The organism is Hymenobacter terricola, assembly GCF_017921975.2.
GTDB lineage: Bacteria > Bacteroidota > Bacteroidia > Cytophagales > Hymenobacteraceae > Hymenobacter > Hymenobacter terricola.
Window position 1 is genome coordinate 675,941 of sequence record NZ_JAGEMO020000001.1, and the last position, 21,595, is coordinate 697,535.

At 62.0% G+C, this 21,595-nt stretch carries 15 protein-coding genes; 8 read left to right on the top strand and 7 right to left on the bottom strand.

The window, feature by feature from the left end:
- Positions 1-82: 82 nt before the first annotated feature.
- Positions 83-1,627, top strand: coding sequence for a 2,3-bisphosphoglycerate-independent phosphoglycerate mutase (gpmI, locus tag J4G38_RS02590; RefSeq protein ID WP_210518272.1), 1,545 nt, complete (start codon positions 83-85; stop codon positions 1,625-1,627).
- Complete coding sequence (locus J4G38_RS02595) at positions 1,620-2,213, top strand: hypothetical protein (protein ID WP_210518274.1); 594 nt, start codon at positions 1,620-1,622, stop codon at positions 2,211-2,213. Before gpmI ends, J4G38_RS02595 begins: the two co-directional genes overlap by 8 nt.
- A gap of 18 nt (positions 2,214-2,231) precedes the next feature.
- On the opposite strand, the gene J4G38_RS02600 is transcribed toward J4G38_RS02595, so the two are convergent.
- The gene (locus tag J4G38_RS02600; RefSeq protein ID WP_210518276.1) at positions 2,232-3,791 is read right to left on the bottom strand and encodes a hypothetical protein; all 1,560 of its coding nucleotides are present in this window, start codon (positions 3,789-3,791) and stop codon (positions 2,232-2,234) included.
- 105 nt (positions 3,792-3,896) lie between these two features.
- The gene (prfA, locus tag J4G38_RS02605; RefSeq protein WP_210518278.1) at positions 3,897-4,970 is read right to left on the bottom strand and encodes a peptide chain release factor 1; all 1,074 of its coding nucleotides are present in this window, start codon (positions 4,968-4,970) and stop codon (positions 3,897-3,899) included.
- A 114-nt stretch (positions 4,971-5,084) separates the two neighbouring features.
- Here prfA and thrA point away from each other — a divergent pair, with 114 nt between their 5' ends.
- From thrA to J4G38_RS02635, 6 genes are all read left to right on the top strand, one after another.
- The gene (gene thrA / locus J4G38_RS02610) at positions 5,085-7,529 is read left to right on the top strand and encodes a bifunctional aspartate kinase/homoserine dehydrogenase I (RefSeq protein ID WP_210518280.1); all 2,445 of its coding nucleotides are present in this window, start codon (positions 5,085-5,087) and stop codon (positions 7,527-7,529) included.
- Between the two features lie 82 nt (positions 7,530-7,611).
- A complete protein-coding gene (locus J4G38_RS02615) occupies positions 7,612-8,538 on the top strand; it encodes a homoserine kinase (RefSeq protein ID WP_210518282.1) in 927 nt (308 codons plus the stop codon).
- Between the two features lie 98 nt (positions 8,539-8,636).
- Positions 8,637-9,932 (top strand): threonine synthase, encoded by a 1,296-nt coding sequence (thrC, locus tag J4G38_RS02620; RefSeq protein WP_210518284.1) that lies wholly within the window; start codon positions 8,637-8,639, stop codon positions 9,930-9,932.
- Positions 9,933-9,989: 57 nt separating this feature from the next.
- Positions 9,990-10,724, top strand: a complete 735-nt coding sequence (locus J4G38_RS02625) for a c-type heme family protein (protein WP_210518285.1) — start codon at positions 9,990-9,992, stop codon at positions 10,722-10,724.
- Between the two features lie 285 nt (positions 10,725-11,009).
- Positions 11,010-12,296 (top strand): toxin-antitoxin system YwqK family antitoxin, encoded by a 1,287-nt coding sequence (locus J4G38_RS02630; protein WP_210518287.1) that lies wholly within the window; start codon positions 11,010-11,012, stop codon positions 12,294-12,296.
- A gap of 20 nt (positions 12,297-12,316) precedes the next feature.
- Positions 12,317-13,618 (top strand): protoporphyrinogen/coproporphyrinogen oxidase, encoded by a 1,302-nt coding sequence (locus J4G38_RS02635; protein WP_210518289.1) that lies wholly within the window; start codon positions 12,317-12,319, stop codon positions 13,616-13,618.
- A 53-nt stretch (positions 13,619-13,671) separates the two neighbouring features.
- Here the strand turns inward: J4G38_RS02635 and J4G38_RS02640 are convergent, their stop codons facing one another.
- From J4G38_RS02640 to J4G38_RS02660, 5 genes are all read right to left on the bottom strand, one after another.
- Positions 13,672-15,084, bottom strand: a complete 1,413-nt coding sequence (locus tag J4G38_RS02640) for an MFS transporter (protein WP_226163075.1) — start codon at positions 15,082-15,084, stop codon at positions 13,672-13,674.
- A gap of 108 nt (positions 15,085-15,192) precedes the next feature.
- Positions 15,193-17,016, bottom strand: coding sequence for an alpha-amylase family glycosyl hydrolase (locus tag J4G38_RS02645; protein ID WP_210518291.1), 1,824 nt, complete (start codon positions 17,014-17,016; stop codon positions 15,193-15,195).
- Between the two features lie 119 nt (positions 17,017-17,135).
- Positions 17,136-17,843: an SDR family oxidoreductase gene (locus J4G38_RS02650; protein ID WP_210518293.1), complete on the bottom strand. Its 708-nt coding sequence runs from the start codon at positions 17,841-17,843 to the stop codon at positions 17,136-17,138.
- 151 nt (positions 17,844-17,994) lie between these two features.
- Positions 17,995-19,890 carry an alpha-amylase family glycosyl hydrolase gene (locus J4G38_RS02655; protein WP_210518295.1) on the bottom strand — a complete coding sequence of 632 codons (1,896 nt, stop codon included), beginning with the start codon at positions 19,888-19,890 and terminating at the stop codon, positions 17,995-17,997.
- A 191-nt stretch (positions 19,891-20,081) separates the two neighbouring features.
- The gene (locus J4G38_RS02660) at positions 20,082-21,512 is read right to left on the bottom strand and encodes a hydrolase (protein WP_210518297.1); all 1,431 of its coding nucleotides are present in this window, start codon (positions 21,510-21,512) and stop codon (positions 20,082-20,084) included.
- Between the last annotated feature and the right edge of the window lie 83 nt (positions 21,513-21,595).

Genomic DNA, 21,595 nt, shown 5'->3' on the forward strand with positions numbered 1-21,595 from the left:
TAACGAAAAGAAGCGCAAACGAAAGTGACCGCGAAGGTAGATATTTCTAACCCATGGCGCGGGGCTGCCGTATCTTTGTGCTATGAATAAACAGGTTTTGTTGGTGATTCTGGATGGGTGGGGCATTGCCCAGAATACGGCAGTGTCGGCGGTAGATACGGCTAGTACGCCGTTTTTTCACGAGCTGTTGCAGCGGTATCCACACAGCACGCTGCAGGCCTCGGGCGAGGCCGTGGGGCTGCCCGAGGGCCAGATGGGCAATTCGGAAGTCGGCCACATGAACATTGGGGCGGGCCGCGTGGTCGACCAGGAGCTGGTGCGCATCGGCAAGTCCATCCGCGAGCGCAAGCTGGGCCAGATGCCGGCCCTGGTGAAAGCGTTCGAGTACGCCATTGCCAACGATAAGCCGCTGCATCTCATTGGCTTGCTTTCCGACGGTGGCGTGCACTCGCACATTGACCACGTGAAGGCCCTGTGCACCATTGCCCACGAAGCGGGCGTGCGGCGCGTGTTTGTGCATGCCTTTACGGATGGCCGCGACACCGACCCCAAGAGCGGGGTGCGCTACGTGAACGAGCTGGAAGAATCCATGGTGCGCAGCGGGGCTAAAATTGCCTCGGTGGTGGGCCGCTACTACGCCATGGACCGCGACCGCCGCTGGGAGCGGGTGAAAGTGGCCTACGACCTGCTGGTGCACGGTATCGGTACCCCTTCGCAGAACTTGATTCAAACCATTCAGGAGCAATACAAGGAAGGTGTTACGGATGAGTTTTTGAAACCAATCGTGAAAACGGGGGCCGACGGCCAGCCGCTGGCCACCATCCAGGACGGCGACGTGGTGCTGTCCTTCAACTTCCGCACCGACCGGGGCCGCGAAATCACGGAAGTGCTGACGCAGCAAGACATGCACGCCTTCCAGATGCAGCGCCTGAACCTGCATTACCTGACCCTGACCAACTACGACGACACCTTCGTGGGCGTGACGCCCATTTTTGAGAAGGATAATCTGAATAATACGCTGGGTGAAGTGCTGGCCGCGCACGGCAAAACCCAGATTCGTATTGCCGAAACGGAGAAATACCCGCACGTCACGTTCTTCTTTTCGGGTGGCCGCGAAAACGAGTTCGAGGGCGAGAAGCGCATCATGCGGGCCTCGCCCAAAGTGGCGACGTACGACCTGCAGCCCGAGATGAGCGCCGCTGAATTGCGCGATGCGCTGATACCGGAGCTCCAGGCCAAATCGGCTGATTTTGTGGTGCTGAACTTCGCCAACCCCGATATGGTGGGCCACACCGGCGTATTCGAAGCCGTGGTACGGGCCGTGGAAACGACCGATGCCTGCGCCCGCGCCGTGGTGGAAGCCGCTCTGGCTGCCGGCTACGCCAGCATCATCATCGCCGACCACGGCAATGCCGAGTTCATGCGCAATGCCGACGGCTCGCCCAATACTGCGCACACCACCAACCTGGTACCGTGTATTTTAGTCGACAATGACTACACCGGCACGCTGGCCGATGGCAAGCTGGGCGATTTGGCCCCCACCATTCTGGAGTTGATGGGCGTGCCCAAACCCGCGGAAATGACGGGGGTGAGCATTCTGCGGCCCCATGCAGCCCCGAATGCGTAAGCTGAGAGCCGTGGCAATGGTGCGGGCTTCGGGCTGGCTGGCTGGGCTGGTGCTGCTGGCCGGCTGCGGCGATGCCGGCCCGGCGGCGCCCGTTGCCCGCCGGCCGCTCTACTTCGATGTGAAGGGGCTGCTGACGCAGCAGGTGGCGCAGCTGGCCCAACGCCATGCTGCCGTGACCAAGCATGTAAGCCTGCGCGGCAATGCGACCGAAACCGTGCGCGTGCCCACCGTGAAATGGGCCGATGAGCTCCAGATTTTCTTTCAGGCCGATATCAACAAAGCCGCCTTGCGCGGGGCGTATGCGGTGGATTCGGCCACACTACCGGGTGGCTTGCTGCGCCGCACCTACACCCGCCGGCCCGGCCAGCCCAATGCGCCGGTGGCCAGCCTGGTGGTGGTGCAGCGAGGCAACGAGGCCCAGGAGGTAGCCGCAACTATTATCCAGAATAACCCGCTGTTCTCAGCTCAAAAGCAACTGCGGTTCCAACTGCAGAACGGGCAGCTGCGGCACTACGAAGTGGTGGGCACGCAGAAGCTGGTGCTGTTTGATACGCTGCGCTACGCGGCAGCCGGGCAGGTCGAGTAAGCAACTCGTCGCTGGCGGTTACTCGTAGGCCCCGAGACTGGTCTGGTTCAGGTTCAGGTTGCTGCGCCGTACGTTGAGCAGGTCATTGGACGGCGTGGATGGAGGCGTGAGGGGAGCGCGCCGCTTGGCCGGCGAACTATCCTGCAGGCGGTAATCGGGCTTGCCGATGGTGAGGGAAGTGCGCACGAACAGCGGGTCAGCTACATTGATGAGGTTGTTGTAGGCAGTGTTGGCCAGGCCGGGCTTGCCGGTGGTGCTGGTGGTGGCCTGGTACTCCTTGGTGCGCAACAGCGTATTCAGGACGTTGACCGTGTAATTAGCAGCGCCGTTGTTTTCGAGGAATAGCTCGTCTTCAAACGAGCCCCAGACGATGGAATTGAGCAGGTTCAGGGTCAGCGGCAAAGGAGTGCCGTCGGTCACTTTCTTGTTGGTAAAGGTGAGGGAAGACGTTTCGCGGTGGAAGGACGGCGTGTAGTTGGCGAAGGTGCAGAAGTTGAAATTATAGATGCCGCCGCCGGCTCCCAGCACGGCGTATTCGCCGCAGTTGGTGAAGAGGCAGTTGGTGGCCGTCACGTCGCCGGAGTAGCTTATAATGCCGCCCCCGGTACTGGCCGTGGCATTGGCGAAGGAGAGGTTGGAGCCGGAAATGTTGCGGATGACCGTGTTATCCACCGTCAGTTTGGGATGCGCGGTAGCGTTCGGATTATACAGGAAAGCCCCAAACGTGGCGTTCTTGATTTCGGCGTAGCGAATGCTGTTGTTCTGGGTGCTGCCCGTGAAAACGATGCCGCCCCACTGGCCGGGAACGTCGGCGTAAAAGGGTTCCAGCCGGTCGCCCTGAAAGCGCACGATGTTCGGGTTGGTGGCCTTCACGGTATCGGTAGTGCCAGTGCCGGGCACGAAATCATCATTCACTCGCAGCGTGCCATCAACTTGAATTAAGCCCCCGGCGTGTGAGTAAATGCGGGCTCCCTTGGGAATGCGCAGCGTAGCGCCAGCTGCCACATACACACCCACGCTAACGGGAGCAGCGCCCGGCTGGGCGATGTACGGGCTGTTTATGATGACGTGGGGCTTATCGGTAGCCCAAGTCTTATCCGTGCGAATAATATCGGCCCGGTGGAAATAGGCATTCTGGCCATAGGCCACCAGCTTCACGTTCTGGTCGTTGCCGTTGGTGCGGAAATGCACTTCATCGGTCACCAGAAACTTTTTGGCTACGGTGGCCTGGCCGTTGTCGCCGAGCACGGCGCGCACCAGCACCAGCAGGCTGTCCTTGCCCCGCACGGTAACGCCGCTGGCGGAGGGGCCGGCATCGCCATTGATAAGCAGAGAATAAGGGGTGCCCGCCGTGCCCGTCAGGCTCACGTCGGTTTTCACGGCGCCGCTGTTGCGGTTGTACACCCATAGCCGCTTTGTCACCGTGCGGATGGTGGTAAATACCGTATCGAACAGCACGGTATCGGCCCCCATTTCCAGGCTGCCGGCGGTTTGCACCAGGTCTTCCTTCGGCTCGCAGCCGGGCAGCAAGGTGAGCAGGCAACTCAGAACGAGGAACAGCGGGAAGAGGTAGCGCATAGAGGGAAGCGCAGGCGATGAGATGCGCCTCGGGGAAACGGTGAAGCTAACGGAAGTATTGCAGCGCAAACCACGGCGCGAGCACCGGCCCGCGCCGCGACGGGCTTATTTGGTTACGCCTTCCTGCAGGCGCTCAGCGCTTTCGGCGATGCGGAGCTGCTCCACAAAGTCGTCCACGTTGCCTTCCATCACGCTGGCCAGGTTGTAGACCGTGTAGCCGATGCGGTGGTCCGTGACGCGACCCTGCGGGTAGTTGTAGGTGCGGATTTTGTCCGAGCGGTCGCCGCCGCCAATCATGCTTTTGCGCACGAGGCCGTCGGCTTCGTTCTTCTTGGCCAGCTCCATTTCGTACACGCGGGAGCGCAGCACGGTGAGGGCCTTGTCGAAGTTTTTGAGCTGCGATTTCTGGTCCTGGCACTGGGCCACGAGGCCGGAGGGCAAGTGGGTGAGGCGCACGGCCGAGTACGTCGTGTTCACGGACTGGCCGCCGGGGCCGCTGGAGCAGAAATAGTCCTTGCGGATGTCGCCCATGTTCAGCTCGATGTCGAACTCCTCCACTTCCGGAATCACCACGATGGAGGCCACGCTGGTGTGGATGCGGCCCTGGGTTTCGGTGGCCGGCACGCGCTGCACGCGGTGCACGCCCGATTCAAACTTGAGCTTGCCGTACACGTCCTCCCCGCGCACGGCCACGATGATTTCCTTGTAGCCGCCGGCGGTGCCTTCCATGGCATCAATAAGCTCCATTTTCCAGTTCTGCTTTTCGGCGAAGCGCATGTACATGCGCTGCAGGTCGCCGGCAAAAATGGCGGCTTCGTCGCCGCCCGCACCGGCCCGGATTTCCATGATGACGTCTTTCGAGTCGTTCGGGTCCTTGGGCAGCAGCAGGTCCTTGATGGACTCTTCCAGGCGCTCCTGTTCGGGCTGGAGCTCGTCGAGCTCGTCCTTGGCCATCTGGCGGAAGTCCTCGTCTTTCTCGGTAGAAATTACCGCACGCGCATTTTCGATATTGCTGAGCACCTGCTGGTAAGCGCGGTATTCTTTCACAATCTTGCCCAGTTCCTTGTATTCTTTATTGAGCGCTTTGTAACGCTTGAGGTCCGACATGACGTCGGGCTGCATCAGCTCTTCGTTGACGTTGTCGTAGCGCTGGCTGATGGCTTCTAGTTTATCGAGCATCGGGTGTTCAGGAATTAGTCAGTAGTTTGCAAAGGTACTGAATCTAAACACCGCTATGTAGGCCGGACGTTCATTCAGAATCATTACCCAACATCCGCCGAGCGGCCTGAGTTTATGCAAGTGTTAAAATTCGGAGGCACGTCCGTGGCTTCCGCCGAGAATATCCGGAAATCCCTGGCCATTGTGGCCACTGCCGCTGCGCAAAGTCCGGTTGTCATGGTAGTCTCAGCCTTGGGCGGCACTACCGACGTGCTGATTGGGGCCGGCCGCACTGCCGCGGCCGCCGATGCCACCTACCGCATCACCCTGCAGCAACTGGAGCTGCGCCACGTCACGGCCGCCGAGGAGCTGCTGACGGGCGCGGTGCCGGACACGGAAATTGAAGCCATCAACGCGCAATTTGCGGAGCTGAAACACTTGTGCGACGGGATTTTTGCCTTGGGCGAATTGTCAAATCGTACCCTCGATAAGCTCATGAGCTACGGCGAGCTGCTGTCGTCGCGCCTGATTGCGGCGGCGGCTCAGGCCCAAGGCCTGAATGCTGCGTGGGCCGATGCCCGGCTGCTTATTCGCACCAATTCGCGTTTTGGCATGGCCGAAGTAGACATGGCCACCACTGAGCAACAGGTGACTGATTTCAAGACGGAAAACGACGCCAACATCTGGGTCGTGCCGGGCTTCATCGCCGCCGATATTCACGGCACGACCACCACGCTGGGCCGCGGCGGCTCCGACTACACGGCCGCCATCCTGGCCGCCGCCCTCGGCGCCGAGGTGCTGGAAATCTGGACCGACGTGAGCGGCATGATGACCGCCGACCCGCGCCTGGTGCGCAGTGCCCGGCCCATTGCACGCATTTCGTACCAGGAGGCCATGGAGCTGTCGCACTTTGGCGCGAAGGTGCTCTACCCGCCCACCATTCAACCGGTGATGCGGCGCGGCATCCCGCTCTGGATTAAAAACACCTTCGCTCCCGCCGACCACGGCACGCTGGTGGAGGTGAGTCCGCCGCGCACCGCTGCTGTGGTGCAGGGCATTTCCAGCATCGGCAACCTGGCCCTGCTGAACCTGGAAGGCAGTGGCATGGTGGGCGTGCCGGGCTTCTCGAAGCGGCTGTTCGCGGCCCTGTCGCGGGAGCGCATCAACGTGATTCTCATCACCCAAAGCTCGTCGGAACACTCCATTTGCGTGGGCGTGAACGAGCAGGACACCGCTCCGGCGCAGGCCGTAGTGGACGAAGAATTCGCGCACGAAATCGCGGCCGGCCGCATCGAGCCATTGCGGCCCGAGCGCGGGCTGGCCATTGTGGCGCTGGTGGGCGAAAACATGAAGGACCACCCCGGCATCAGCGGCAAGCTCTTTGGCGCGCTGGGGCAGAACGGGGTGAACATCCGGGCCATCGCGCAGGGCGCTTCGGAGAAGAACATTTCGACGGTTATTCGGGCCGCCGATGTGCGCAAGGCCATCAACGTGCTGCACGAGGCCTTTTTTGAAGCCACCGTGAAGCAGGTGAACCTGTTCATTCTGGGGCCGGGCAACGTGGGCAGCAAGCTGCTGGGACAGCTGGCGCAGCAGCAGGCACATTTGCTGGAAAAGCTGGGCCTGCAGGTGCGCGTGGTGGCCATCGCCAACAGCCGCCACTGCCTGGTGAACGAGGACGGCCTCGACCTGACCGTGTGGCCCGAAGCGCTGGCCGAAGCGCCCGCCCAGACGCTGGACGAATTCACCCAGCTCATCATCGGCCGCAACCTGCGCAATTCCATCTTCGTGGACGTGACGGCCAACCCCGCCGCCGCCGGTATCTACGCCGGGTTGCTGGAAAAAAGCGTGGCCATCGTGGCCTGTAATAAGGTAGCCGCTTCCTCGGAATACGCGCACTACGCCCGCCTGAAAAGCCTGTCGAAGGAGTTTAACACCAGCTACTTATTCGAAACCAACGTGGGTGCGGCCCTGCCCATCATCGGCACGCTGAACGACCTCACGCGCAGCGGCGACGTGGTACGGCGCATGGAAGCGGTGCTGTCCGGCACGCTCAACTTCGTGTTCAACAACTACGACGGCACCCGGCCCTTCGCCGAGGTGGTGCGCCAGGCCCAGACCGAAGGCTACACCGAGCCCGACCCGCGCCTCGACCTGAGCGGCAGCGACGTGGCCCGCAAAATCCTCATCCTGGCCCGCGAAGCCGGCCAGGTAATGGAAATGAGCGACATCGAAATCGACACCTTCCTGCCGCCCGCCTGCCTGGAGGGCGACGTGGAAGCCTTTTATACCCAAATGGCGGCGCACGAAACCCATTTCCGCCGTCTCTACGCCGCGGCGGCAAGTGCTGGCAAGCGCCTGAAATTCGTGGCCCGCTACGCCGATGGCCACGCCGCCGTGGGCCTGCAAACCGTAGCACCCGGCCACGACCTCTACGACCTGCGCGGCAAGGACAACGTGGTGCTTTTCTACACCGACCGCTACGTGGACCAGCCGCTGGTGGTGAAGGGCGCCGGCGCCGGTGCGGAGGTTACCGCCTCGGGTGTGTTTGCCGATATCATTCGGGCCGCCAGACTTTAAAATCAGTGACCAGTTAACCGTGAGCAGTTAACAATCAAAGGTTCGTTGCTAACTGCTCACGGTTAACTGTTCACTGATTTTCATGCCCCGTTCCGTTCTCGTTCATTCCCCCGCCACGCTCTCCAACCTGGGCTGCGGCTTCGATGTGTTTGGCCTGGCCCTAGCCGCTCCCTACGACGTTATTCGCGTCACGCGCACCGATGAGCCGGGCGTCCGCATTCAGCACCTCGACTCCTACAACCTGTCTACCGACCCGCTGCATAACGTGGCCGGCGTAGCCTTGCTGGCGATGCTGGAAGAAGTGCCTGAAACGATGGGCTTCGACGTTGAGATTACTAAGGGCATCATGCCGGGCAGCGGGGTGGGCAGCAGCGCGGCCAGCTCGGTGGGGGCAGTGGTGGCAGCCAATGTGCTGTTGGGCAATCGCTTTACCAAAATGCAGCTGGTGAATTTCGCGATGGAAGGCGAGGCCGTGGCCTCCGGCGCCCGCCATGCCGACAACATCGCGCCGGCTATTTTCGGGGGCTTTACGGTGGTACGGGCCCTGGAGCCGGCAATAGACATTATCGCCCTGCCCGCGCCGCCCTTGTGGGTGGCCGTGGTGCATCCGCAGATTGAGGTGAAGACCAAGGATGCACGCAAAGTGCTGCCCACCGCCGTGCCTCTGGGCCTAGCCGTGCGGCAGTGGGCCAACGTGGCGGGCCTGGTGGCCGGCTTCCTAACGGCTGATTACGACCTGATTGGCCGCTCGCTGGACGACTACATCGTGGAGCCCGCCCGGGCCCCGCTCATTCCCGGCCTGGCCGAGGCGCGGAAGCGGGCCCTGGCAGCTGGGGCCATCGGGGGCGGAATTTCCGGTTCGGGACCGTCAATTTTTATGCTGAACCGGACCGAGGAAACCGCTCAGGCGGTGGGCGCTGCGATGGGCAGCGTGTTCGCGGAGTTCGGGATTGAGTTTAATGTCTACGTCGGGCCGGTGGGCACGGAGGGCGCACGGGTGGTGGGGTAGGAACGCGCCATGGCGCGTTCGGCTGCGGCGCTATGTCCGGCCGTGGCCTAATCGTTCAACGACTGAACGCGCCGTGGCGCGTTCCTATAAAACAACATATGAAATACTACAGCCTTCGCCACCAGTCGCCACCGGTTGATTTTCGCACGGCCACCATCACCGGGCAGGCCCCCGACGGCGGCCTGTATTTTCCCGAAACCATCCCGAAGTTCTCGGCCGGCTTTCTGCGCGAGCTGCGCGGCCTGAGCAAAGCCACCGTGGCGCTGAACGTGATGCGGCCCTACGTGGGCAGCACCATTCCCGAGGCCGATTTGCAGCGCATCTGCGCCGAGGCGGTGGACTTTGAATTCCCGCTGGTGCCGGTGGCGGCGGGCGTGGCGGCGCTGGAGCTGTTTCACGGGCCCACGCTGGCGTTCAAGGACGTGGGCGCGCGGTTTATGAGCCGCTGCCTGGGCTACTTCGCGCAGCGCGGCGACACCCCGCCCGTGACCGTGCTGGTGGCCACTTCCGGCGATACCGGCGGGGCCGTGGCCAGCGGCTTCCTGGGCGTGCCGGGTGTGGAAGTGGTGATATTATACCCCGCCGGCAAGGTGAGCCCGGTGCAGGAGCAGCAGCTCACCACGCTGGGCCAGAACATCACGGCGCTGGAAGTGAGCGGCACTTTCGATGACTGCCAGGCGCTGGTGAAGCAGGCGTTTCAAGACCCGGAGCTGGCCCAGCGGCGCTTCCTCACTTCGGCCAACAGCATCAACGTGGCGCGCTGGCTGCCGCAGCAGCTCTACTACTGCTTCGCCATGCAGCAGTGGCCGGCTGGTGCGCCCGCGCCGGTGGTGGCGGTGCCGAGCGGCAACTTCGGCAACCTGTGCGCCGGGCTGCTGGCGCAGGCGTCGGGGCTGCCGCTGGGACATTTCATTGCCGCCTGCAACGCCAACGAGCCCGTGCCGGCGTACCTGCGCACCGGCACGTTCACGCCCCGGCCGGCCGTGTCCACGTTTTCCAACGCCATGGACGTGGGCAACCCCAGCAACTTCGTGCGCATTCTGGCGCTGTTCGACAACGACCTGGAGACGATGCGCGCCGCCCTCAGCGCCGATACCGTGAGTGACGCCGACACGGTGGCCGCCATCCACCAGGTGTGGGAAGCCGACAACTACCTGCTCGACCCGCACGGCGCGGTGGCCTACATGGCGTTACGCCGCTACCAAGCCCGGCACGCCGGGGCCGCCGGCATGATACTGGCCACGGCGCACCCCGTCAAGTTTCCCGACGTGGTGGAGCCCATCCTGGGCCGCGCCATCGAATTGCCGGAAGTGGTGCGCGCCTTGCAGGGCCGCCCCAAACGAAGCGTGCCCATAACGGTTAAGTACGAGGAACTGAAAGCCTACCTGATGTAGGAACGCGCCTTGGTGCGTTCGTCGTTGGTAAAATCGGCCTGTTACTCTTTCTTGACTTTGAAAAACCTGTTGCAAAAAATTGGTTTCCCGCGCCTGGTGGCCGCCCGCGCCATGGCGCGCGCCTACGTGGCGGTGGCGGTGGCGCTGGCCGCCACAGCCTGCCGCCCCGACCAGATTGAACACCTCAAGGACCACAAGCGCATCGGCATCGAAGCCGAGAACTGGGAGGTGAAGCGCATCATGCCCAAGGACTTGCTAAACGCCACCCGCTGGGCCGGCGACTCCCTGACCATCACCGCCGACTCGCTGCTGCGCCAAACTCTGGCCCGCGAGCTGGCCGCTGGCGGCGTGGCCCGGGCGGCCGCCTTCTGCCGGCCCGAAACCTACCATTTCGTCGATTCCTTGGCGGGAGTGCTCCGGGCCACGGTGCGCCGCGTGAGCGAGCGGCCCCGCAACCCGGCCAACCAGGGCGTGCTGCTGCCCGAGGAAATGAACCCAGACACGGCCCGCACCATCAAGCGGATGTCGCAGGAAGTATTCTTCTATAGCCGCCCCATTGTGCTGAACAACAAGGTCTGTCTGCGCTGCCACGGCGAAATCGGCCAGGATATTTCGGCGGCCGATTATGCGGTTATCAAGCAGAAGTTTCCACGGGACCAGGCCACCGGCTACAAGCTGGGCCAGCCCATGGGCGCCTGGCAGCTCAGCCTGCGCCGCGACGGCGTGGCCGAATTCTGGACCATGAAAACGCGCAAGAAATGGCGGGAGCATAAGATGCCCAAGTTGTTTTAATAACTGCTGTTACGAACCAGCGACGGGCTGGCGCGCGTCTGCGACGCGCTGCCGCTTGGGTTCGAGCCTCTGGCTCGGGTCGTGAGCACGTCTGCAACGTTTTCGCTGCCCGAGCCCCAGGCTCGAACCCAGTAGGCAGTGCCTCGCAGACGCGCGCCAGCCCGTGCCCGTCGTTGGTGCGTAACGTCAGTTATTAACCAGAGCCGTTGGAAGGGTTTTGTTGAACAACTTCGTGTCTAATTTTTCCCCACGAAACCGTTTTCTCCAACATCTACCCTTATCCGCATGAAATCAAGTTTACGAAATTGGCCCCGGCCTGCCCTGCTGGCCGTTGTGGTTTGGCTCACCGGCATTGGCCTCGCAACCCCGGTGCAGGCGCAACGGGCCCTGAGCGCGGCGGGCGTTCAGGCCTTGCTGGCACCGGGCGCAACCAGCCGCAATGCCACCGTGCCCGAGTGTATTGAGGTGATTAAGGGCGACAGCACGCTGCTGTATTACGACCTGAGGTACAACCTGACGCCGCCGGCCTGCGCCGACATTCGCCGCCAGACCCACGTCACGGATAAAGGCGATTTTCAGGGCGAGGCGCGGGATTATACCATTGTCACCAGCAAGTTGCGGAGCCGGCTGCATTACGAGCAGGGCCAGCGCCACGGCCCGTACGAAACCTATTTTGCCAACGGCCAGCTGGCGATACGGGGCGCTTTTACGCACGGCGAGCCCACGGGCACCTGGGAATTCTGGTACCCGAGCGGCAAGCCCCAGCAAACCTTTGAATGGACCGGCAAAGCCGCGCCCCGGCTGCGCATCGTAGCCTCCTGGGACTCGACGGGCCAACCGGGAGTGACCAATGGCAATGGCTTGTGGCAGGGCATCATGCCCCAGCTGAAGCGCCGGTACGGCGGCCCGGTGCTAAACGGCCTGCCGCAAGGCATCTGGGAAAGCCACGCCCTGGGCACCGGGAAGCTGCTGACCACGGAGGTATATGAGCAAGGCATTTTTCGCGGAGGCAAGGCTCTGGACGCTCCCGCCGGCATATCGGCGCGCTACAAGGCCCATTCGCTGCTGGAACCCCAGATTGATGACCCGACGGCGGCCAGCGACCGGGTGCGGCTGGGGATGAACTGCGCGGCCGTCCGGGCCGAGCTGCAACGCCTCAACGAGCAGCAGCAGACCAATCAAGCCTTCCGGAACATGCTCATAGAGCCGGCCAGGCCGCCCGTCGATGCTATTTCCTGCATGCACCAGCTCCTGGACCGGCTGAACCAGACCAACCAGCGCAACCAGTGGGAAAACATGATTGACGGCCAGGAATTCACGATTCGGGCAACCGTGGACGACCAAGGCACGTTGCGGCTGGTAGACGGGCAGGGGGGGAGCGGCATCCTCACGGCCGTTGCGCAAGCCCTCAACGGAATGGCCCGCTGGCACCCCGCTACGGCCGATGGCAAGCCGATGCCGGGGGAAGTCCGGTTTCTCATTGTTAAGGCGGGTGCGCAACTAAGCATTCGTTGGAGAAGTGAGCTGCCTACTGTTCGTATTCCGAAGCCGGGCAGTACCGGGCCGGGATAATTACCTTGATTAAGCTGTAAATGAGCAATTCTTCAAAACCCGTTATCCTCATCGGCGCGGGCATGGCGGGGCTGGCCTGCGCCACCTGGCTGCACCGCGCCGGCCGGCCCGTACTGGTGCTCGAGGCCACCGACGCCGTGGGTGGCCGCGTGCGCACCGACCTCACGCCCGACGGCTTCCGGCTCGACCGCGGCTTTCAGGTCCTGCTCACCAACTACCCCGAGGCCCGGCGCATCTTCGACTACGGCGCCCTCCGCCTCAAAGCCTTCCGTTCCGGCGCCGTTATCCGGCTGGCCGATGGGCAGGAAACCACCCTGCAAAACCCGCTGCAACGCCCTTTGGCCGCCTTTTCGGCCCTCACCTCGCCCATCGGCACCCTAACTGATAAGCTGCGCATTCTCAGCCTGGTGCGGCACGTGCTGAAACACACGCCGGAGGAGCTGCTGGCCCGGCCGGCCACCGATACAATCACGTTTTTGCAGCACTACGGCTGGAGTGAGCAGATGATAAACTCGTTCTTTAAGCCGTTTTTCGGGGGCGTTTTTCTGGATAGGGAGCTGACCACGGCCAGCAATTTCTTCGAATTCGTGTTCCAGCAATTCGTGACCGGCGAGGCGGCGGTGCCGGCTCTGGGCATGCAACAGCTGCCGGAGCAGCTGGCGGCTCGCCTGCCGGCCGGCACGGTGCGCCTGAACACGTCAGTAGCCGGCTTGGTTGACGGCACCCAGGTCCGCCTCACGTCGGGGGAGGTGCTGAATGGCGCGGCCGTGGTCCTGGCCACCGATGGGCTCGCGGCCCTGCGCCTGCTGGCCGGCCGCAGCGGCAACGCCGACGACTTGGCTAGTGCCCAGGCCGCCAGCTTTTCCACCGCCGCCCGCATCACTACCTGCACCTATTTTGCCACCCAGGGCGGCCACTCGCCGGGCCGCAACGATAAATTGCTGCGCCTCAATGCCGCTCCCGGCGCACTGGCCCACAACGTGGCATTCCCCGCCGATGTGAGCGGAGCTTACGCGCCGGCCGGCCGGGCGCTGGTCTCCGTCAGCACCCACGGCGAACGCGGCCTGAGTGAAACCGAAATCACGGCGGGCGTCCACGAGGAGTTGGTCACCTGGTTTGGGCCGGCGGCCCGGCAATGGGAGCACCTGCGCAGCTACCGCATCCCGGCCGCGCTGCCCGTGTACCTGGCCGGCCAGCCCGCCCAGCAGCCCCTGAAGCTGACCGATACGCTCTACCGCTGCGGCGACTGGGCCGCCTATCCGTCGCTGAACGCCGCCCTGGCCACCGGCCGCGAAGTTGCCGAGGCCATTATCAAGGCATAAAAGAAGGCTGCCCGCGTTTGTGGGCAGCCTTCTTTGGGGTTTCAGCCCACCCGTTAAACGGCTGGATTGGGCAGGGCCGGGCTTTCGTAGGCCGGTGCCAGGCCCTGCGCGCCTTCAACCGGCAGGTGAATTTTTTCGTCGTCGGAAACGCGCAGCGTGAGCAGGCCGCCGATTATCATTAGAATGCCGCCCAGCACCACCACGTTCAGCGGGTCGAGGGCCGGGAATTTCTTCATGATGAAGGGCAGGCCCAGCGATGCGCACACTTGGGGAATCACGATGAAGGCATTGAAAACGCCCATGTAATGCCCCATTTTATTGGCCGGAATGACCCCGGCCAGCATGGCATAGGGCACCGATAGGATGCTGGTCCAGGCCACGCCCACACCTATCATCGAGAGATAAAGCATCCACGGCTCGGTGATGAACGCCACCGAGAGCAGGCCCAGGCCGCCCGCCGTGAGGCAGAGCATGTGGGTGAGCTTGCGGCTGAACTTGCGGGCAATGAGGGGCAGCAGCAGGCTGAAGCCCGCCGAAACCCCGTTGTACACCGCGAACGCCACGCCCACAAAATTGGCCCCTTCGTTGAACGCCGCCGATTTGGTGTCGGTGGTGTGGTACAGGTGCTTGGTGACGGCCAGGGTAGTAAAAATCCACATGCAAAACAGCCCGAACCAGGTGAAAAACTGCACCGAAGCCAGCTGCTTCATCACCTTGGGCATGTGCAGCACGCCGGTGAAGGTTTCTTTCACGCCTTCCCACAGCGTGACGCTGTTTTTCTCGCGCTCGAAGGCTTCCAGGTCTTCCGGCGGGTACTCCGTGGTCGTCATCACGGTGTAGACCACGCACAGGAAAAAGGCCGCTGCGCCAATGTAGTAGGCATATTTCACGGAGTTGGGCACCAGGCCGGCCGCCGCTTCATTGGCTACCCCAAAATGCGTGAGGATGGTGGGCAGCAGCGATGCCACCACGGCCCCGATGCCAATAAAAAAAGACTGCGTGGCAAAGCCCGTGGTGTGCTGCTCGGCCGGCAGCATGTCGCCCACGAAAGCCCGAAACGGCTCCATGCTGATGTTGATGCTGGCATCCATTATCCAGAGCATGCCGCCGGCAATCCAGAGGGTGGGCGAGTTGGGCATGACCAGCATGGCCAGCGATGCCATGATGGCCCCCACCAAAAAGAACGGCCGCCGCCGGCCCCAGCGCGGGCTCCAGGTGCGGTCGGAGAGGTAGCCGATGATGGGCTGCACGATGAGGCCGGTGAGCGGCGCGGCCACCCACAGAATCGGAATGTCGTCGGCGTTGGCCCCCAGGTTGGAGAAAATGCGGCTGGTGTTGGCATTTTGCAGCGCGAAGCCGAACTGAATGCCCATGAAGCCGAAGCTCATGTTCCAGATTTGCCAGAAGCTCAGGCGCGGCTTCTTGCGGGTACTCGTGGTGGCCGGAGCCGCAGCGACAGATGCCATCGGACGTAGGTGGGAATTGCGGGAAAAGAAAGAAGGCTGCCCGGCCCAGGAAAACCTGGTGCCCGGCAGCCTTCAAATTTACTGATTGACTTGCGTACTCCGGCAACGTTACCGGGACTTTATCTCGAAAATATAGGCCGACAGCGGAGCTAACGTGAGATTTAGGGTATTGCGCGGCTCCTCCGGGTTGAGAAGGTCGGTGTAGGTATAGAATTTCTTGGTGCTGAGGCCAATGGCCGCCAGGGCTTCGGCGGGGAGGTTGATGACGGGCCGGTAGGTCTTGTCGGCGCTGAAATTCACGACTATCAGCAGCTGCTGCTTGTCGGTGTAGCGCAGGTAGGTGAAGAGGTGGCGCTGGTCGTATTCCTTGCCCAGGTTGTTGGCGTCCTGCAACTCGTAGAAGCGGCCTTTGCGAATGGCTTCGTTGGTGCTGGCCACGTTCAGCAGGCGGCTGTAGAAGTCGCGCAGGCTCTTTTGCTCCGGGCTCAGCTTGGCCCCGTCGAACTTGCCCTGGTTCAGCCATTTCTGGTGTTCAGGCACGCCCCAATAGTCGAAAATTGAGGTGCGGCCGTCTTCGCTGCTGAAGCCTTCGGCGCCGCGCGCGGGCTCGCCCACTTCCTGCCCGAAGTAGAGCATCACCGGGCCGCTGCCCAGGGTGGCCGTCACGGTCATGGCCGGAATGGCGCGGCGCGGGTCGGTGGCAAAGTCTTTAGAGGCAATGCGTTGCTCGTCGTGGTTTTCCAGAAAGCGCAGCATGTGCGACGAGAAGCCGTTGCTCTCGTCCTTCCACACTTTGGTGATGTCCTCCGTGGTGCCTTCCTGGCGCATCAGCTTGCGCAGGCCGTCGTAGAGGCCCACTTTGTCGTAGAGAAAATCGAATTTTCCTTTGTCGAGGTAGGTTTTGTATTCCTGCGGATTGTAGGCTTCGCCAATGAAAACCAGGCCGGGCTTCACCTTTTTCAGCTCCGGAATCACGTAGGCCCAGAACTCCACCGGCACCATTTCCACCATGTCGCACCGGAAACCGTCCACGTCCTTGCCGGCCCAGAACACGAGGATGTCGCGCATCTTCTTCCAGGTGTCGGGCACGGTTTCGAAGTGTGTTTTGCGGCCGTTCTCGTAGTCCACGCCATAGTTCAGCTTCACGGTTTCAAACCAGTCGTTCACACTGGGCGCTTCCGAAAAAACGTCGTTGCCGGTAGCTTTGGCGGGGGTTTCGAGGTATTTGCCGTCCTCGCGCGGTCCTTTCAGCGGGCCCAGCGGGTTGTAGTTGGCCGGTACCACGAAGCTTTTGCCGGGCAGGTAGTAAAAGTTGTTGTTGGGCGCGAAGGCCTTGGTTTTGTCGTCCTGGGCACCCAGGTCAACCACGCCCAGTGGCTTGGCATCCGACTTATAGGAGCGCGCCACGTGGTTCGGGATGAAGTCCATGAGGACTTTCAGGCCGTGGTCGTGGGTGCGCTTGATGAGGGCTTCGTACTCCGGCATGCGGTTTTTTACCACCACGGCCAGGTCGGGGGCCACATCGTAATAATCCTTGATGGCGTAGGGCGAGCCGGCGCGGCCCTTCACCACGTCGGCGTCGTCGGCGGGCACGCCCTGAGTGGTGTAGTCCGTCATGGTGGCGTGCTCAATCACGCCGGTGTACCAGACGTGGCTCACGCCCATTTTCTTGATTTCGGCGAGGGCCTGGTCGGTAATGTCGTTGAATTTACCACAGCCGTTCTCACCAATGGTGCCGTAGGGCTTGTTCAGCGCCACTTTATTGCCAAACAGGCGCGTCATCAGCTGGTAAATGACGAGCTTATGGTCCTGGGGTACTTCCGCCGTCGTGTTGGGGTCGTTGGCCGGGGGATGAGTCTTGTGCACGGGCGGAGTAGGCAAAGAGAAAGCAGCCAAGGTGAGGAGGCCGCCGGCCAGCAACAGTTTTTTCATGGTGCGGCAAGATAACAGGTCAGTGAACAATTAGCAGTGAACAGTGAACCGGACGGTTTTACCCGCCGGTTGGCAGCACCGCATTGTTCACTGTTCACTGCTAATTGTTCACCGAAAAATTACCATTCCTGTGTGAGCGGGTGCAGCATCAGCTCATCTACCACCACATGGGGCGGGGCCTCCAGCACGTAGCGCACGGCCTGGGCAATGTCGCTGGGCCGCAGATGGGTTTTCTCCGTTTCCGCGCTGCCCGGTTTGGTGTCGTTGAAATACGTGTCGACAAACCCCGGGTAGATGACGCTCACCTTGATGCCGTGCGGGCGCACTTCCTTGCGCAGGCTGGCCAGCACGGCGTCCTGGGCATATTTGCTGGCGCCGTAGGCCGTGCCGTTGGCGAAGGTGCGCTTGGAAACATCGGAGGCAATGCCCACGATGTGGCCTTTGCGCTGGGCCTTCAGGTGCGGCACGGCGGCCTTGCAGAGCAGGAAAGTGCCTTTCACGTTGGTGTCGAATATCCGGTCCCACTCGGCGCTGCTGAAGTGCTCCAGCTCGTTGAAGGAGCCCACCCCGGCGTTGCACACCACAATGTCGAGCCGGCCATAGCGGCGCAGCGTTTCGGCCACCACGTGCTGCGCATCCGTCTCGTCCGCCACGTCGGCCACAATGCTCAGGCCCTGGGTTTTTTGCGTAAGCTCGTCAAGCTCAGCCTCGCTGCGGGCCACGGCCACTACTTTGGCGCCTTGCATGGCCAGCAGCAGTGCCGTGGCCCGGCCAATGCCGCGGCTTGCCCCGGAAACGATGGCTACTTGGTTGGTGAGGTCAGTCATAAGCGCAGAGTCTTGCGAAGTTTACAATCAAGTCCCGCAAAGGCGAATGGTAATGCTGCTTCGCCGAATTTAAGAAAAAATAGTTGCAAGAAGTTACAAGAAATCAGTGCCTTTGCGAGACTTGATTGTGAACTTCGCGAAGCCTAGCGCGCTATTTTCGCAACTCCACTACCCAGGCCGTATGGGCCGGCACATTCAGGGCCTTCAAATCCGAAATGGTGGCCCCGCTCACTACCTCAATTCCTGAGGAAAAGCCGTCGGTTCGCTCCGCGAAGCGGGTGCCGTCCACCTTCTTCTCTTCCTTGGTGTTGTTGGCAATAATCATCACGCACTCGCCGCCCTCGTTGTAGCGGAAATACGTGTACACGCCGTCCTGCGGAATGAATTGCATGAGTTTGCCGCTCGATAAAACCGGGTGCGTTTTGCGGTAGTTGGCCAGCTTGCTCACGTAGTCGAACGCCAGGCCGGCCTGGCCGGTGCGCGCCGCGAAATAATTGTTCTTGTCAGCGGCCCAGCCACCGGGGAAATCCTCGCGCACCTTGCCGTCGGGGTTCGAGAAATTCTTCATCAGTACTTCGGTGCCATAATAAATTTGAGGAGTGCCGCGCAACGTGAGCAGCCAGGCCATGCCGGTCTTGAACTTGTTGAAATCCTCCCCAATCACCGAATAGATGCGGCTCATGTCGTGGTTGTCGAGGCAGGTTACGTTGCGCGTGGCATCCACGTACAGCCAGTCGGCCTGCAGGGCGTGGTAGAGCTGGCCCAGGTCGCCGTTTTCTGTTTTGAGGACGTCGCGGATGGCGAAGCAGGTTTGAAAATCCAGCACGGCCGGCAGGTTCGATTTGAAGCCATTCACCGGAGGCAGAATGTTCTGGGCAAAGAACGCCTGCTGGGCTTCGGTGGCCTCCATGGCCTCGCCAAACAGCGCCAGCTTGGGGTACTCCTCGGCAATGGCCTTGCCCCAGGTCATGAGGAACTGCGGGTCCGAATACGGGTACGTATCGATGCGGTAGCCGTCGAGGCCGGTGCTTTCCACCCACCACAGGAAATTCTGAATCAGGTAGGTGGCCACCAGCGGGTTGCCCTGGTTTACGTCGGGCATGGTGGTGTCAAACCAGCCGTCATTAAACAACGTGTAGTCGCGCTTCGAGCCGTAAGGGTCGTTGAGGGCGTAAGCGCTGTAGTTGCTGCGCGTGAAGGTGGGGAAGGCGTGGAACCAGTCGGCCGCCGGCTTGTCGAGGAATAAATGATGGTAGCTGCCCCAGTGGTTGAGCACGATGTCCTGCACCACTTTCAGGCCGTCGGCGTGCGCGGCTTTCACAAATTGCTGGTACTCTTGGTTGGTGCCGTAGCGTGGGTCGATTTTGTAGCAGTCCGTCACGGCGTAGCCGTGGTAGCTGGCCTTGGGCATGTCGTTCTCAATGAGCGGCGTGGGCCAGATAGCCGTGGCCCCCAGCTGCTTGAAGTAAGCAAAGTGGTTCTGAATGCCCTTGATGTCGCCGCCGTGGCGGGCATACATCGAGTCGCGGGCAATGTGGTTGACGCGGGTACCCTTCACCACGTCGTTCTTCGGGTCACCGTTCGAGAACCGGTCGGGCATCAGCATGTAAATAAAATCGGCCTGCGTGAGGCCCTGCGTGCGGTTCGGGTCGGTGTTGCGGGCGCGCAGCTCGTAGCTGTAGGCCAGCTTTTTGCCGCCGCTGAAGGTGAGCTTCAACTGGCCCGGCTTGGCTTCGGGGCCGATGGTGAGGTTGACGACGAGGTAGTTGGGGCTTTCCAGCTTTTGGCTGCCTTCCAGCGCCACGCCGGGGTAGGCGGCCAGGCTAGCCGTGGCCCCCGAAATACCAGCCGCGTGCACCAGCAGCTGCAGCTTGGGGTTTTTCATGCCTACCCACCAGTACGTGGGGTCGATGCGGACGGCAGGGGCCGCTTTGGAATGGTCGGCGCTACTGACGGTGTTTTGGAGCGGGCGGGCTGTAGCTGCAACGGGCGGAGCGAAAGCGAGCAGCGGCACTGCTGCTGCCAGCAAAAGGCGTGGGAATTTCATGCAAAAAGGGCGTTAGGATAGCATCAGGGCCAAAAGTACGGCTTTCCAGCTTGGCGCATTCTGCGCAACCGTTTCCATTCCGGAAATAAATTTGTCGCATCTCAGGAAAGCAAAAGCGCCCGCTACCGAAACTGGCAGCGGGCGCTTCTCTACTTGTTCAGGTGGCCGCTACGGGCAGCCGATATCGAACCTTACTGCAGCTTGGCCAGCCAGAGGGAGGCGTTCATGTGCAGCTTGGCATGGCTGGCGATTTCAGTCCAGCCGGGGTACACGGTGTTGCCGGGGCTGCCGGTGCCGTCGTCGGCCGGCGACGAATCGGTGATGCACACCACGCGGCCCGTGCCGTAGGTGCTGCTCAGGCACATGATGTTGGTGTTGCCTTGCGAGGCGGTGCTCTGCCAAATCAGCGGCGCAGCGGCCGAACCCGAGGTTTTGGTGATGGTGGCGCCGTTCGAGAATTTCAGCTGCGTCACGTCGCCCTGCGAGCCGTGCAGGATGGTGTTGGTGCTGCTGGCCAACACGTTGCTGGTGGTTTCCGAAATGTTGGTCAGGGCAATGCTGTAGCCGAAGGGGTTGGCCTGCACTGAGTTGTTGGTCATCAAATCGTTCCAGATGGCGGGCGAGTCGTAGCCGTCGTTGTTGCGGTCCGACACGGTGTGGTCGGAAATCATGAACAGGCCGCCGCCGTTTTTCACGAAGTTGACAATGGCCGATTTCTCTGTGGCCGTGAACAGCGTATTCGGCTCATCCACCACAAACACGCTGTAGTTGGCCAAATCCTGCGGGTTCGAAGCATTGCCGTAGGTAATGGCCGTGCCCAGAGGCAGGTTTTCCACGCTATTGCCCAGCTTCACCAGGGCCACGCCCCAGGAGGAAAGGGCCGCCGTCCAGTAGCTTTCCGGCGTGCTGGCCGTGATGCCCGACGCGGCGGGCGTGGGGTAGCGCGGCACTACGCCGCCGTCCACGTCCAGCACCCAGTCGGCGTTGCCGGCCGTTTCGGCCTTGGTGGCGTCAAACAGGAATTTCTTGCCGCCGGTGCCACCGCCGCCGCCGCTGTAGCTTTCCACGGTGATGTTATCGAAGTTGAGGCGGTTGGTGCTGCCATCGGTTTTGCGCACTTGCAGGCGCACGGTGCCGGCCAGGTTCACCGTGAAGGAGGCTGTGCTGAGTGCCGTGCTGCCCGTGGTGATGGTGCTGCCCACTTTGGCGTAGGAAGAGCCGCTATTGGCCGAGGCCCACAGTTCCCAGGTGCCGCTGGCATCGGTGCCGTAGAGGGCGTGGCCCACCGTCACGACGCCGGCGCCGGCGGTCAGGTCAAAGTTCATGCTCAGCGAGCCGCTGTTGCGCACGCGGGTCGACTGCGTGCCCGTTTTGGCATCGGCCGTGGTGTTGCCAATCAGGGCGTCGTTCAGCGTCCAGGAGCCGGAGCCGAGCGTAACCGAGCCGGTGGTGTAGGCCGTTTTGGTTCCCGTCTCAAACCCCTCCGGGAAACCCGGCGCCGATACGTTCTGCGTAGTGGCGGCGGCGACCGGCGTTTCCGGCGTAGGTTCCGATTTGGAACAGCTTGCGAATAGGACTGCACCCAGCAGCGGCGCTACCAGGTAGCGGGCGGAAAATGTCATGCGCATACGTGTGAAACTGAGGTTGAAAAGTACGAGAACAAAGCATCAAAGCTAGAGCAAGTAGTCAGTTACGTTGCAATACA